This window comes from Streptomyces atriruber, from assembly GCF_001418325.1.
Taxonomy (GTDB): Bacteria; Actinomycetota; Actinomycetes; order Streptomycetales; family Streptomycetaceae; genus Streptomyces; species Streptomyces atriruber.
This window is the reverse complement of sequence record NZ_LIPN01000205.1, coordinates 1-13,405: the sequence shown is the minus strand read 5'-3', so window position 1 is coordinate 13,405 and position 13,405 is coordinate 1. Positions and strand designations below refer to the sequence as shown.

Below are 13,405 nucleotides of genomic sequence, written 5' to 3'. Positions count from 1 at the left end.
AACGGGAACTGCTCCTGGCCCGGCCCCGCCCAGCAGTCGGCGGCCCGTGCCAGGAGCAGTTCCCGTTCCCGCTCGTTGCGGGCCAGTGACGCCGCCCGCTCGAACTCCGCGTGGGCCTCGTCCGTCCGGCCGAGCCGCTCCAGCAGGTCGCCCCGCACGCTGGGCAGCAAGTGGTAGTCCCGCAGGACGGGTTCGGCGGTGAGCGCGTCGACCAGCACGAGCCCGGCCTCCGTGCCCTGGGCCATCGCCACCGCGACCGCGCGGTTCAGCTCGACCACCGGGGACGGGGCACGGGCGGCGAGCAGGCCGTAGAGGGCGGCGATCTGCTGCCAGTCGGTCTCCTCGTAGGTGTGCGCGTGGGCGTGGCAGGCGGCGATCGCGGCCTGCAGCGCGTACGGGCCGAGGGCGCCCGCCGGTGAGGGCGCCGTGCTCTGGGCCCGCGCCAGGGCGGCGAAGCCGCGCCGGACCAGCATCTGGTTCCAGTGGGCCCGGCTCTGGTCCTTGAGCAGCACCGGCTCGCCCGCCGGGCCCGTGCGCGCCGCCGTGCGCGAGGCCTGCAGTTCGAGCAGCGCGGCCAGGCCGTGCGCCTCGGACTCCTCGGGCAGCAGGGCGGTGAGCACCCGGGCCAGCCGCAGCGCGTCCTCGCACAGGGCGGGGCGCAGCAGGTCGTCGCCCGCCGTGGCGGCGTACCCCTCGTTGAAGATCAGGTAGATGACCTCAAGGACCGAACCGACGCGGGCGTCGCGGTCCGGGCCGTAGGGCACCTCGAAGGCGACCGCCCGGGCGGCGAGGGTGCGTTTGGCGCGCACGATCCGCTGCGCCACGGTCGGTTCGGGGGCGAGCATCGCGCGGGCGATCTCCGCGGTGGTCAGTCCGCCGAGCAGGCGCAGCGTGAGCGCCACGCGGGCCTCGGTGGAGAGCACCGGGTGACAGGCGATGAAGACGAGGCGGAGCAGGTCGTCGTCGATGGCGTCGGGGTCGGCGGCCACGACGTCCTCGACGGGGTCGGTGGGGGGCGGGGCGGTCTCCAGGTCGCGGCCGACCTCGGCGAGCTTCCGTGCGTAGCGCTCGCGGCGGCGGACCAGGTCGACGGCGCGGTGCCTGGCGGTGGCCATGAGCCAGGCGCCCGGGTTGTCCGGGACGCCTTGCGCGGGCCACTGTTCGAGGGCCGCCACGAGGGCGTCCTGCGCCAGTTCCTCGGCGATGCCGACGTCTCGTACGATCCGCGTCACGCCGGCGATGATGCGCGGCGACTCCATGCGGAAGACGGTCTCGATGGCCTGGCGGGGGTGCTCCGGGGGATGGCTCACGGCCATCCATCAGAGCACCCCGGCGCCACGGCCGCAAAGGCTCGACGCCACCGCGGCGGAGGCTCGGCACCCCCACCGCGGCGGTTCAGCCCTCGATCTCCCGGACCTCCGCGGTGATCGTCCAGTAGTCCTCGTGGGTCTTGAGGAACCGCTTGGTCCACTCGACGGCCTCTGCCATGTCCTTGGCCTGGCAGATGGAGTAGCCGCCGATGACCTCCTTGGTCTCGGTGAACGGTCCGTCGGTCGTGGACAGTTCGCCCTTGTCCCAGGTCACGCGGGTGCCTTCGGAGGTCGGCCGCAGCCCGGCGGTGTCGAGCATCACCCCGGCCCTGGTGATCTCCTCCAGCAGCGCGCCCATGCGCTCCTGCAGTTCGGGGCTCGGGCCGCCCTCGGGGGCGTTGTTCTCGTCGATGCGGATCAGCGTCAGGTAGCGCGGCATGGTGGTCTCCCGATCGGGTGGCGGCGGGGCTTCTCCTCGCCTCTCACCCTTGCGTCGAACGGGAGACGCCCGTTTCGACATCGTCGCCGAAATTCTTTGAACTTTCTTCTCCGGCCGGTGTTTTCGCAGGTCGCAGCGGTGCGGTCGCGGCGTCGGTTGTGGTGGGGGGCGTACGCCGACCGTGCAGCGCCGCCGTCGCCAGCGCGGCCGCCACCAGGAGCCCCGCGGACACCGCGAAGGCCGCCGCGTACCCCTCGGCGAGGGCGCCCCTGCCCCGCCCCCGTCCCGTGGCGCTCGCCGCGACCGTGACCAGGACCGCGAGGCCCAGGGAGCCGCCGAGCTGGCGGGAGCTGTTGAGCAGTCCGGAGGCCATGCCGGTCTCCTCGGGGGCGACGCCGCTGGTCGCCGACGTGCCGAGCGGCACGAAGCAGAGGCCGATGCCGACGCTCGCGACCAGCGAGGGGCCGAGGATGGAGCCGAGGAACGTGCTGCCCGCCTCGACCGTGAGCGCGAACCATCCGAACCCGGCGGCCCCGAGCAGCCCGCCCGCCACCAGGAGCGTCCGCTCGCCGAGCCGCGCGACCGTCCGGGTCGCGACCGTCGACCCGACGACGATGCCCGCGCAGAACGGCAGGAACGCGGCGCCGGCCGCCGTCGGCCCGTACCCCATCACCTGCTGGAGGTGGAGCGAGGTGAAGTAGAAGGCGGCGAACTGCCCCGAGGACATCAGCAGGGCGAAGACGTTCGCGGAGAGCACGGGCCGGTGCGCCGTGCCGAGCAGGCCGAGCCGCAGCAGCGGCTCCCGCTTGCGGGCCTCGACGGCGACGAAGGCGGCGAGCAGCACGGCCGCGGCGCCGAGCGCGGCCAGGGTGGTGTCCGATCCCCAGCCGTACGTCTCCGTGCGCACGAGGCCGAGGACGAGCAGTGTCGTACCGGCCGTGACGAGCAGGGCGCCGGTGATGTCGGGGCGGGGCGCGGGTCCGGTGCGGCGGTCGGCGGGTATGCCGCGGCGCGCGGCGAGGAGCGCGGCGAGCACCACGGGGACGTTGATCAGCATCACGGAGCGCCAGCCCACCCAGTCGGTGAGCAGTCCGCCCGCCATGATCCCGACGGCGCCGCCGAGCGCCCCGGAGACGCCCCACAGGCCGAGCGCCCGGGACCGCGCGGGCCCCGCCGCGTAGTGCACGGTGATCAGGGCGAGGGCGACGGGTGCGAGCGCCGCCGCACCCGCGCCCTGCACGGCCCGCGCCGCGATGAGCTGCCCCGGCGCGAGGGCCAGCCCGCCCGCGAGGCTCGCCGCGCCGAAGACCGCGAAGCCCCAGGTGAGGGTGCGCCGTCGGCCGACCAGGTCGGCGAGGCGACCGCCGAGCATGAGCAGCCCGCCGAAGGCGAGCGCGTAGGCGTTGACGACCCAGAGCAGCGCGTCGGGCGCGAAGCCGAGGTCGTCGCCCATGTCGGGCAGGGCGATGTTGACGACGGACATGTCGAGGGAGACGAGGAACTGCACGGTGAGCAGCACCGGCAGCAGCCGACGCCCGGGTCGTGCGTCCGGGCCGGGCCTCGGATTCGGGTTCACGTTCACCATGCGCCGGACATTACTATACGCGTATAGAAATTACGCAAGGGTCGCTGCGCACCGGCCTTGCCCAGGCGCGACAATGAGCGGGTGGCAGCAGACGACAACGAGCGGACCGGGGCGGCCGGGGCCGAGGCCGACGCGGGAGCCGGGGCCCCCGGGAAAGCGTCCGGAAAGGCCCCGGCGAAGGGGAGGAAGCGCGCCGTGGGGCGCCCCCGCCGCATCGAGACGGCGACGATCGTCGCGACGGCCCGCCGGATCCTGGAGACGGAGGGCGTCGCGGCCCTGAGCATGCGCCGGGTCGCCAAAGAGGTCGGCACGACGCCGATGGCGCTCTACCACCACGTGCGCGACAAGGACGAGCTCCTGATGCTCACGCTCGCCGGTACGGCCGCCACGGTCCCGCGCCCCGAACTGCCCGCGGACCCGCGCGACCGCCTCCTCGCCGTCTCGCTGCACATGCACGGCACACTGGCGCGGATGCCCTGGGTGGTCGAGGTGCTCAGCCAGGGCGACCTCACCGACGAGGGCGCCCTGTGGATGGTCGAGGAGATCGTCGCCTCCGGCATCGCGTGCGGGCTCACCCCGGAGGAGGCCACGCGCGCGTACCGGACGATCTGGCACTGCGTCTACGGAGACCTGGTCTTCCGCCGCGCCATGGAGCGCCGCGCCGAGGACCCGGGCCGCAAGCGCCACTTCCCCGACCTGCTCACCGACGTGGACGCGGCCGAACTCCCCCACCTCGCGGCACTCGCGGACCGCTGGACCGAACTCACCGAGGACTACGACCTGACCGGCCAACTGGGCGCGGTCGTCGACGGATTGCTGGGGCGGGCGGCACGCTCCCGGTGATCCGGCCGGGTGTGCCAGGCTCCCCCGCATGCCCTTCGACCACAACGACCACTACCACCCCCTGCTCCTGCGGAACCTGCCGCCCGGCGGCCGCACCGCCCTCGACATCGGCTGCGGCACCGGCCGGTTCGCCCGCCTCCTCGCGGCCCGCGGCTACGAGGTCGACGCGCTGGACCCCTCGGCGGAGGTCATCGCCGAGGCGGCGGCGGTCGGCGGCGGCCCCCGTTTCCGGCAGGCCGACGTGACCGCGGTGGACCTCCCCAAGGGCCACTACGACGTCATCACCTGCCTGGCGAGCCTGCACCACATGCCCTTCGACACGGTGACGCGCCTGCGCGACGCCCTCGCCCCGGGCGGCACCCTCCTCGTCCTCGGCTGCTACGCGGGCACGACCTGGTGGGACTTCGCGGCGTCCCCCGCGAACGCGATGGCGCGGATGACGGTGTACGCCTCCGAGCGCCTGCGCGGCGAGCACACGCCCCCGCTCAAGCCCCCGGTGCACCAGCCGGACATGCGACTCCCCGACATCCGCACCGAGGCGGCCCGCCTCCTGCCGGGCAGCAGCGTGCGCCAACTGCTCTTCTGGCGCTATCTGCTGACGTACCGACGGTGATCAGAGCAGCTCGTCGAGATTCCACAGGCGTACGGTGCCGTCCACGCTCGCGGTGGCGAGCCGGCGTCCGTCCGAGGTGAAGTCCATGGCGGTGACGGCGTCACCGTGCCCGTGGAGCGTGCGCACCTCGCGCGGCGGGGCGGTTCCCTCGACGTGCCACAGGCGCACCTCGCCGTCGTGGGCGCCCCCGGTGGCGAGGAGCGGGCGTTCCGGGTGGAAGGCGGCCGTACGCGCCGCTCCGAACGTCCCCGGCACGGGCCGCCACGCGCCGTCGGAGGAGCGGCGCCGCCACACCTTTCCCTCGTCGCTTCCGAACAGGGCGAAGCAGTCGTCGCGGGGGGCGGCGGCGATGTCGGGACTGGAGCGGCCGAAGACCCTGAACGTCGACGAGGTCACCCAGGACCACCGCACGAGCCCGGGCGACCGGTACCGGACCACGCGCCCGTCGGAATCGATCACGGCCAGGTCCCCGCTCCGGAGGAAGGACGAACCGGTCACGACGCCACCGCCCGCGGCCGGGAGTTCGTGCCGGTCCAGCACGTACCGGCCCTCGCCACGGTCCGACCACACGGAGACCCCCATCCCCCACCCGGTGCCGGCCAGCCGCTTCCCCTCCCGGTCGAAGGCGAGGTCGTCGAGCCAGACGTCACCCGCGACGTCCCCCATGTCGAGCCGAACGGGTTCCGCAGGATCGAGAACGTCCAGCAGGTCCACCGCGGAGCGCCCGATCCAGCTCACGGCGAGCCGTCTGCCGTCCGGATGGAAGGCCATGCCCATACGCGCGGGGATCCCCGGCTTCTCCCGGTGCATCGCGCGCAGCGGAGTAGCGGGCCGACTCACCCCGTACCCGTCCCACAGCCACACCCACCCGCTCTCCGACCCGCACGCGAACTCCCTGCCGCTGCCCGGCCGGTAGGCCACCGCGATCATCGGCGTCCGGCCGGGCGCCGCGAACACCGCCTCGCTCTCGTCCTCGCGGCCGCCGAGCGCACGGGCAGCGGCGACCGCCGCCGCTCCGACGCCCGCCGTCAGGGCCACGCGGCGCCGGACGGTCCCCGGCGCCGGTGCGGCCGACGGGGAAGAGGCGGCGTGCGCCGGATCCCCCGCGAGAGTCTCCTGCAGCCGGATGTGCCGGAACTGGTACGTCCCGCCCGACTGCCGGAGCAGTTCACGCCGCCGGGCATCGGCGAGGAACGCCATCAGGCGCCACGGCAGCCAACCCCGGGCGGCGAGGTAGACCCTGGTCACCAGGTACCGCGGCCAGGCCCGGCCCATGAGGACCAGCAGCGCGAAGAGGACGCCCGGCAGCAGCACGGCGATCCCGAGGCCCGAGCGCCAGTGGTCGAACACCGCGGCCACCGCGCGCCCCCTGTCCCCGGCGAGCAGCGACACGTCCCCGTTGCCCGGCCAGCCCGCCCAGCCGGTGAGCGTGCGCCACAGGAAGTCACCGGACAGCACACCCGCGTACCAGCCGAGCCACCCCGTCGCGGCGACGACGCCGCCCGCGGTCGCCGCCCCGATCAGCGCCGAACGCCGGTCCTGGGCGAGGGAGTCGCCGGGGCTGACCTGCGCGGCCCGGCCGGGCGGCGCGTCCCACCAGCTGTGCGCGGCGAGGGCGAGGCCCGCGACCACGGTCAGCGAGACGGAGACGGCCGCCCCTTCGGCGCACAGCTCGGCGGCCGCGGGGGTCCGCCAGCCGCCCGGCCGGTCGAGCACGCGGTAGACCGTGATGCCGACGACCAACGGGATCGCGCAGAGGGCGGCCAGCACGGCCCCGTGCCGGAACCCGCCGAGCAGTCGGCCCATCGATCCGCGGACGGCGAAGGACACCCGCCCCGGCGGACGGTTGCCCGAGGCGTTCCAGACGGCGGAGCTGAAGAGCGCGAAGCCGCCGCCGACGCACAGCGACACGACGACGACCGTCTTCCGGTCCGCGGCCCCGTCCTCGACGCTGTGGGCCGCCTCCATCCAGGCCACCGACCCGAGCACGAGCAGCGCCCCCGTCGCGATCCCGATGATCGGGCCCGCCCACCGGGGCAGCAGCCGCGCGCCGAGCCGCCACCACGCCAGGTCCCGTTCCCGGTGGTCGTGCAGGTGGCGGGCGAGGCAGGTCAGCCAGCGCCGCGCCTGCGCGGCGGTCCACCGGCTCGCCTCGTCCGGCCCGTCGGGCGCCGCGGGGTCGGATGCGTACGCGGCCTCGATCAGGCCGTGCGTGATGTGCTCCTCGACCGCGTACCGGCAGCCGAACCGCTCGGCGTCGAGCAGCTCCGTCGGGTCCCCGCCGCCGCGCTGGTACACGAGGCGCGCCGAGGTCACCATCAGGGGCGTGGACAGCGCCGTGGCGAGCGGCCCCGCGGGCGCGGACCGCAGGTGGTCGAAGACGGCACGCCAGTCCGTGCCCTGCGGCCAGTCGACGTCCCTCAGGTAGGCGATGACGTCGTCGGGCGGGACGGGCACGACCTCGACGACCGGCGCGCGGCGGAGCGTCGGCGCGCCGCCCAGGATCAGGTCCTCGTACTCCGCGGCCCGGCACGTCACCACCACCGGGCGCTCGCCGCCGACGGCCTGGTTGATGCCCCGGACGGCGCCGCGGCGCGCGGACTCGGGGATCTCGTCGAGGCCGTCGAGGACGGGCAGCAGGAGGCCGTGGGTCAGCAGGGCGCGGGGGATCTCCGGTCGGCCGTTGTAGTGCGGGGCGGCGAGACTGCGCACGATCCAGTCGTCGAGGCGTTCGCGGACGGGGTCCCAGGAGGAGACGGGGAGCAGTACGGGGACGGGGCCGCCGGGGTCCCGGGCGCCCAGGAGCCCGAGCGTGAGCAGCAGCGCGAGGACGGTCTTCCCGGCCCCCGGCTCCCCGATGACCACCAGGCGGCGGTGCGGCAACCGCGCGTACCCCGCGGCCAGTTGCCGGAGCACTTCGTCGAAGCGGCCGTCGATCCGCCCGTCGAACCGCGTCCTGAGCACTCTGGTGCCCGCACCGGGCCCGCCCCCGGTCGTCGTCGACCAGCACAGCGGCAGCACGCGCGGACGGCGCAGCCTGCGGGCCTCCGCCTCCTCCAGCCACTGCCCGGCGAGCGTGCGGGCGAGGTCGTCGGCGAGCTCGGCGGGATCAGGGCGGGGCGGCTCCTCACGGAAGAAGGCCACCAGGGCGACCAGCAGCGAGGCGAGCCCCACGAACAGGCCCGCCATCGTGGCCAGGAGCGTGTTCGTGCCGTCCGAGTTCAGCGGCACCGCCACGGCACACCCGGCGAACGCCAGCACCACCACGGCGACCGACGCGTCACGGGCGAGGCGGCGGCGCGAGCGTCGCGGTCCCAGGAGCACCGCAGACACACTGCCGGGACGGCACCCCGCACGTCACCCGGCGAGGTCCCGACCGGGTGATCGCCCGGGGAATCGCCGCCCACGGCCACGCACCGTGGTAACCCGGTCGGGCCTCGACGCCCCGCCCAGGGAACTGACCCACCGCCACGACGTGTCCCTGACACCAGAAGCTCGGAGACCGGGGGACCCGAATGACGATGCCGCAGTACGGCGCACCACAAGCACCGCACCCACCGCAACAGGACCTGTACCGGGCGGACGACGCGCCCTCGGGGGCGTATCGGCGCATAGGCGTGGCCGTGGGCCTCTATGCCGTCGCCGCGGCGGGCTGGATCGGCTACGAGGTGGACAGCCGCGGCGCGGACGGCGGCGACTTCTTCACCGCCCTGTACGACCCGCGGATCCCGTTCATCCCCTACGCCCAGACCCCGCAGGACTGGGCGCTGATCACGACCGCACTCGTCTTCGGCGGGATCGCGGTCGCCCGCCGCCGGGTGGCGCGCGGCGCGCTGATGTTCCTCGCGGTGATGCTGATCGCCCTCTCCCTGCGGGAGTTGGTGGGCCTCGCGGTCTCCTCGGACTACCGGGCCGTGCTGGAGCGCTCCGAGTACGGGCAGCTCCTCATCGGGTTCCGGGTGCTCGGGCTGCTCGTGGGCGCCGCGACGCTGATCGGGACGACGCGCGCGGGTCGTCGACCGATGCCGACGACCGTGCGCCCGCAGTTCGCCGCCGCGGGGGTCTGCCTGCTCCTGTCCGGCGCGGTGGCCGTCGGCTGGGTGCTCTACCGGCTGACGCGGCCTCAGGTGTTCCTCGTCGGCGGCTCGCCCGACGCCGGGGTCGGCGGCTTCTTCCGGGACGTGGTCGACGCCTCGTACTCCACGTCGATCCCGTACAGCTTCCACACCGTGGCCTTCGCCCTCGCGCCCCTGCTGGTCGGGGCGGTGCTGCTCGCGGGGCGTCCGGCGGGCCGGGGCGCGGGGCTGGCGCTGGCGTTCGTGCTGCTCTACCTGGACGGGCGCGGTCTGTACTCGTACGTCGCCGACGGCGCCGTCGAGCAGCACTTCGACAGCACGCTCGGCACGCTGGTGGTGCTCTCCACGGTCTGCACGGCGGTCCTGTCACTCGTGACGATCGCGGTACTGCTGAGCGCCGAAGAGGCCTAGGCCCGCTCCACCGACTCGAACCGCCACCGGTGCACCGCTCGCGTCACCAACTCGCCGTCGGGCTCCGGAAGCTCGGGCAGTCCGGCGTCGTCGAGCGCGGCGTCCCACCAGGTGATGACGAGCACCCGGTCCTGCGGCGCACGGAAGGTCTCGCGGCGGACCGGGCCGCCGTCGACGCCGTGGATCTCCTGGGCCCGCGCCCAGGCGAGCAGCTCGTCGCCGCGCCCCTCGACGGCCCGGGCCTCCCACATCAGTGCGACGGTCACGAGTACAGGTTCTCCTTGCTGACCTCGTGCACGTGGTCGTGACCGTGGGAGTGGCCGTGCGCATGGCCCGGCACGTGCGGCTCCGTCACCGGCAGCGACGAGTCCGCCGACAGGTCCCAGTCCGAGGCCGCCCGGTTGCGGGCCACCATCTCGGCGCCGAGGGCCGCGACCATCGCGCCGTTGTCCGTGCACAGCTTGGGGCGCGGCACGCGCAGCCGGATGCCCGCCTTCTCGCACCGCTCCTGGGCCAGGGCGCGCAGGCGCGAGTTGGCGGCCACGCCGCCGCCGATCATGAGGTGGTCGACGCCCTCGTCCTTGCAGGCCCGCACGGCCTTGCGGGTCAGCACGTCGACGACCGCCTCCTGGAAGGACGCGGACACGTCCCGCACCGGCACCTCCTCGCCCGCGGCCCGCTTCGCCTCGATCCAGCGGGCGACGGACGTCTTCAGCCCGGAGAAGGAGAAGTCGTACGCCGCGTCGCGGGGGCCGGTCAGACCGCGCGGGAAGGAGATCGCGTTCGGGTCGCCCTCGCGCGCGTACCGGTCGATGACGGGACCGCCGGGGAAGCCGAGGTTCAGCACCCGCGCGATCTTGTCGAAGGCCTCGCCCGCCGCGTCGTCGATGGTCGAGCCGAGCGGACGGACGTCGGACGTGATGTCCTCGGACAGCAGCAGCGAGGAGTGACCGCCGGAGACGAGGAGCGCCATCGTCGGCTCGGGCAGCGGCCCGTGCTCCAGCTGGTCGACGCAGATGTGCGAGGCGAGGTGGTTGACGCCGTAGAGCGGCTTGCCCAGCGCGTACGCGTACGCCTTCGCGGCCGAGACGCCGACGAGCAGCGCGCCCGCGAGGCCGGGCCCCGCGGTGACCGAGATGCCGTCGAGGTCCTTCGCGCTCACCCCGGCCTCCTTCAGGGCGCGGTCGATGGTGGGCACCATCGCTTCGAGGTGTGCGCGGGAGGCGACCTCGGGCACGACGCCGCCGAAGCGGGCGTGCTCATCGACGCTGGAGGCGACGGCGTCCGCGAGCAGCGTGGTGCCGCGGACGATGCCGACGCCGGTCTCGTCGCAGGAGGTCTCGATGCCGAGGACGAGGGGTTCGTCGCGCGAGTCAGCCATGAATCTCGGTTCCTTGTACGCCGGATGCGGAGGTGGAGGGATCGGTGCGGCGCATGACCAGGGCATCCACGTTGCCCGGCTGGTAGTAGCCGCGCCGGAAGCCGATGGGCTCGAAGCCGAAGCGCTCGTACAGCTTCTGCGCCCGTGTGTTGTCGACCCGCACTTCCAGCATCACCTCGGCGCACTCGAAGGCGGTCGCTGCCTGGAGCAGGTCGGTGAGGAGCCGGGCGCCGAGGCCCGTGCCCCAGTGGTCGCGGGCCACTGCGATGGTCTGGACGTCCGCGAGGTCTCCGGAGGCGGCGAGTCCCGCGTACCCGACGAGGCGGTCGCCGTCCATGGCCACCACGTAGCGGCGGGTGGCCAGGGGGCCGCGCGCGTGGGCGAGCTCGGACCAGAACATTCCGCGCGACCAGGCGTCGTCCGGGAAGAGCTCCTTCTCCAGGACGAACACCGCGTCGATGTCCCACCAGCGCATCTCGCGCAGCACGGCGGACTCCGTCACCTGGGTCACTTGGGGGTGACCACCTTGTAGTTCTTGGGCACCTGCGCGTCGGGCCTGCGCAGGTACAGCGGCCGGGGCTCCAGGAGCTCCTCGCCCGCCGCGAGCTTCTCCGCGGCGAGCGACGCGAGCGCGGCCGCCGAGACGTGCTCGGGGGCGCGGGCGTCGGGGAACGTGTCGGGGTAGAGGAGCGCGCCCGCGCCGACGGCGGGCAGCCCCTCGACCTCGGCGGCGATGTCCGCGGGCCGGTCCACGGCGGGCTCGGCCGCGCGCGTGCGCACGTCGTCGTAGCGGGCCCAGTAGACCTCCTTGCGGCGGGCGTCGGTGGCCACCACGAAGGGGCCGCCCTCGATGCCCGATGCGTACGCGAGGCCGTCCAGCGTGCACACCCCGTGCACCGGGACGCCGAGCGCGAGGCCGAACGTGTCGGCGGTCATCAGGCCGACGCGCAGTCCGGTGTAGGGGCCGGGGCCCACGCCGACGACGATGCCGGTCACGGCGTCGAGTCTCAGGCCGGCGTCGGCGAGCACACGGTCGACGGCCGGGAGCAGCAGTTCCCCGTGACGGCGGGCGTCGACCTGGCTCGACTCCGAGACGACGGAGGAGCCGTCGTGGAGGGCGACGGTGACGGCGGGCGTTGCGGTATCCAGAGCGAGCAAGAGCACGCGAACAGCCTACGGCTCCCGGGCGCCGCGCACGGCCGCACCGGCATGAGCCATGGGGTGCGGTGCCCGGGGATGCGGCACCGCTGCTGCTACCGTCACTCCGTAGCCGTACGCAGTACGAAGAGGTGGGTGGCGCAAGGTGTCAAGGAGCAGCTCGGGATTCGTAGCCGGGCTCACCGCTGTCGCGCTCGCGGCGGTCGGCTTCCTCGCCTATCAGGCCTCGGCCAGCGCGCCGGACCACCCGGGGAAGACCGACAAGTCCCCCTCCGCATCCGCGTCGCGCTCCCCCAAGGACAAGAAGAACCCCACCGCCCTGCCCGCGCAGTCCGGCGCCGGCGAGCGGGTCGTGTACTCCCTGGAGGACGAGCGCGTCTGGCTCGTCGAGGCGTCCGGCAAGGTCAAGCAGACCTTCGAGGTCACCCCGGGCACGGTCGACCCGGCCCCGGGGAGCTACACGGTCACGTCCCGGACGGGCGCGGTCACCGGCACGGACGGCGTGCCGATCGAGCACGTCGTGATCTTCACGTCCAACGACGGGGTCGCGATCGGCTTCAGCGCGGCCGTCGACGGCTCGACGCCGCGGCCCGACCCGTCGAAGAAGACGGGCGGCATCCGCCAGTCCCGCGCGCACGGCAACGTGATGTGGCAGTTCGCGGGGATCACTCAGAAGGTTGTCGTCGTTCCGTAGGCGCGTCCCCCGTCGGGGCGGGGTCGCACGGAGGTGTGGAGACGGCGCTGGCCGCGGCGCACGACGCGAGCAGATCGCTCATCGACAGGTTCGAGGGGTCCACGGCGGCCGATGGTCCCGGCAGCCCGTTCCCGCGCGGCCGAGCGCAAGCGTCACGTTCTGAAGCCGACATGGATGCCTCCTGGGGGCTCCGGGGGCAGACGTGGTTAGGTAGACCTAACCAGGACCGGTATCCATGTGACCACGCCCGACGCACGCAACGCAACATTTTGCCGACGTCTTGTCGGAACGTTCGGTCGAACGTACGAGAAACGCCCCGGACCAAAGGCCCGGGGCGGGAGTGTGAGCGCGGGCCGATCGGCCCCTCAGGCGCCCAGTGACGCCAGGTCCGCGTCCGCCCACCGCGCGCCGAGCCCGGTGAGCGTCACCTCGCGCACCTCGTCCGTCGTGTCGCCCACGGCACGGTCGATGACGACCCGCAGCCGGTCGTCCGACAGCTCCTCGACCTTGCCGTCGCCCCACTCCACGACGATCACCGATTCGGGCAGCGAGACGTCGAGGTCCAGGTCCTCCATCTCGTCGAGCCCGCCGCCCAGGCGGTACGCGTCGACGTGGACCAGCGAGGGTCCGTCGCCGAGCGGGGGGTGCACACGGGCGATGACGAAGGTCGGGGAGGTGACGGCGCCGCGCACGCCGAGGCCCTCGCCGAGGCCGCGGGTCAGCGTCGTCTTGCCGGCGCCGAGCTCGCCGGTGAGCATGACGAGGTCGCCCGGGCGCAGGATCTTGGCCAGCCGACGTCCCAACTCGCCCATGTGCTCCGGGGAGTTGACGGTGATCTTGAGTGTGACGGCCGGGGCCTGGTGGTGCGGTGCTTCCATACCGACCACGTTAGCGG

At 74.0% G+C, this 13,405-nt stretch carries 13 protein-coding genes; 4 read left to right on the top strand and 9 right to left on the bottom strand.

What is annotated here, in order from left to right; genetic code table 11:
• The 3 genes from AOK03_RS22055 to AOK03_RS22045 form a co-directional block, all read right to left on the bottom strand.
• On the bottom strand, window positions 1–1,316 hold a 1,316-nt coding region (locus AOK03_RS22055; RefSeq protein ID WP_063792542.1), incomplete at its 3' end, for an RNA polymerase sigma factor.
• Between the two features lie 79 nt (window positions 1,317–1,395).
• Window positions 1,396–1,749: a YciI family protein gene (locus tag AOK03_RS22050; RefSeq protein ID WP_055567048.1), complete on the bottom strand. Its 354-nt coding sequence runs from the start codon at window positions 1,747–1,749 to the stop codon at window positions 1,396–1,398.
• 43 nt (window positions 1,750–1,792) lie between these two features.
• A complete protein-coding gene (locus tag AOK03_RS22045) occupies window positions 1,793–3,334 on the bottom strand; it encodes an MFS transporter (protein ID WP_055567047.1) in 1,542 nt (513 codons plus the stop codon).
• A gap of 195 nt (window positions 3,335–3,529) precedes the next feature.
• Between AOK03_RS22045 and AOK03_RS22040 the strand changes: the two genes are divergently transcribed.
• A complete protein-coding gene (locus tag AOK03_RS22040; protein WP_055567046.1) occupies window positions 3,530–4,177 on the top strand; it encodes a TetR/AcrR family transcriptional regulator in 648 nt (215 codons plus the stop codon).
• A gap of 28 nt (window positions 4,178–4,205) precedes the next feature.
• A complete protein-coding gene (locus tag AOK03_RS22035) occupies window positions 4,206–4,790 on the top strand; it encodes a class I SAM-dependent methyltransferase (RefSeq protein ID WP_055567045.1) in 585 nt (194 codons plus the stop codon).
• On the opposite strand, the gene AOK03_RS22030 is transcribed toward AOK03_RS22035, so the two are convergent.
• The gene (locus AOK03_RS22030; RefSeq protein WP_055567044.1) at window positions 4,791–8,114 is read right to left on the bottom strand and encodes a WD40 repeat domain-containing protein; all 3,324 of its coding nucleotides are present in this window, start codon (window positions 8,112–8,114) and stop codon (window positions 4,791–4,793) included.
• A 191-nt stretch (window positions 8,115–8,305) separates the two neighbouring features.
• Between AOK03_RS22030 and AOK03_RS22025 the strand changes: the two genes are divergently transcribed.
• The gene (locus tag AOK03_RS22025; RefSeq protein ID WP_157869038.1) at window positions 8,306–9,277 is read left to right on the top strand and encodes a hypothetical protein; all 972 of its coding nucleotides are present in this window, start codon (window positions 8,306–8,308) and stop codon (window positions 9,275–9,277) included.
• Here the strand turns inward: AOK03_RS22025 and AOK03_RS22020 are convergent.
• The 4 genes from AOK03_RS22020 to tsaB are packed head-to-tail and all read right to left on the bottom strand — an operon-like array spanning window position 9,274 to window position 11,822.
• Window positions 9,274–9,543 (bottom strand): hypothetical protein, encoded by a 270-nt coding sequence (locus AOK03_RS22020; protein ID WP_055567042.1) that lies wholly within the window; start codon window positions 9,541–9,543, stop codon window positions 9,274–9,276. The genes AOK03_RS22025 and AOK03_RS22020 overlap by 4 nt on opposite strands.
• Window positions 9,540–10,658 (bottom strand): tRNA (adenosine(37)-N6)-threonylcarbamoyltransferase complex transferase subunit TsaD, encoded by a 1,119-nt coding sequence (gene tsaD / locus AOK03_RS22015; protein WP_055567041.1) that lies wholly within the window; start codon window positions 10,656–10,658, stop codon window positions 9,540–9,542. Before tsaD ends, AOK03_RS22020 begins: the two co-directional genes overlap by 4 nt.
• On the bottom strand, window positions 10,651–11,133 hold the full coding sequence (gene rimI / locus AOK03_RS22010; protein WP_055567049.1) for a ribosomal protein S18-alanine N-acetyltransferase: 483 nt from the start codon (window positions 11,131–11,133) through the stop codon (window positions 10,651–10,653). Before rimI ends, tsaD begins: the two co-directional genes overlap by 8 nt.
• A gap of 32 nt (window positions 11,134–11,165) precedes the next feature.
• Window positions 11,166–11,822 carry a tRNA (adenosine(37)-N6)-threonylcarbamoyltransferase complex dimerization subunit type 1 TsaB gene (gene tsaB, locus AOK03_RS22005; RefSeq protein WP_055567040.1) on the bottom strand — a complete coding sequence of 219 codons (657 nt, stop codon included), beginning with the start codon at window positions 11,820–11,822 and terminating at the stop codon, window positions 11,166–11,168.
• Window positions 11,823–11,961: 139 nt separating this feature from the next.
• On the opposite strand from tsaB, the gene AOK03_RS22000 reads away from it, so the two are divergent.
• Entirely contained in the window at window positions 11,962–12,510 is a 549-nt protein-coding gene (locus AOK03_RS22000) for a hypothetical protein (protein WP_055567039.1), read from the top strand.
• Between the two features lie 365 nt (window positions 12,511–12,875).
• Here AOK03_RS22000 and tsaE read toward each other — a convergent pair whose 3' ends face one another.
• Entirely contained in the window at window positions 12,876–13,388 is a 513-nt protein-coding gene (tsaE, locus tag AOK03_RS21995) for a tRNA (adenosine(37)-N6)-threonylcarbamoyltransferase complex ATPase subunit type 1 TsaE (RefSeq protein WP_055567038.1), read from the bottom strand.
• Between the last annotated feature and the right edge of the window lie 17 nt (window positions 13,389–13,405).

What these genes read in the sequence shown, in the direction of transcription:
- AOK03_RS22050 (WP_055567048.1), bottom strand. Translation starts at nt 1,749, where the DNA reads ATGCCGCGCTACCTGACGCTGATCCGCATCGACGAGAACAACGCCCCC.
- AOK03_RS22045 (WP_055567047.1), bottom strand. Translation starts at nt 3,334, where the DNA reads ATGGTGAACGTGAACCCGAATCCGAGGCCCGGCCCGGACGCACGACCC.
- AOK03_RS22035 (WP_055567045.1), top strand. Translation starts at nt 4,206, where the DNA reads ATGCCCTTCGACCACAACGACCACTACCACCCCCTGCTCCTGCGGAAC.
- AOK03_RS22025 (WP_157869038.1), top strand. Translation starts at nt 8,306, where the DNA reads ATGACGATGCCGCAGTACGGCGCACCACAAGCACCGCACCCACCGCAA.
- tsaD (WP_055567041.1), bottom strand. Translation starts at nt 10,658, where the DNA reads ATGGCTGACTCGCGCGACGAACCCCTCGTCCTCGGCATCGAGACCTCC.
- rimI (WP_055567049.1), bottom strand. Translation starts at nt 11,133, where the DNA reads ATGCGCTGGTGGGACATCGACGCGGTGTTCGTCCTGGAGAAGGAGCTC.
- tsaE (WP_055567038.1), bottom strand. Translation starts at nt 13,388, where the DNA reads ATGGAAGCACCGCACCACCAGGCCCCGGCCGTCACACTCAAGATCACC.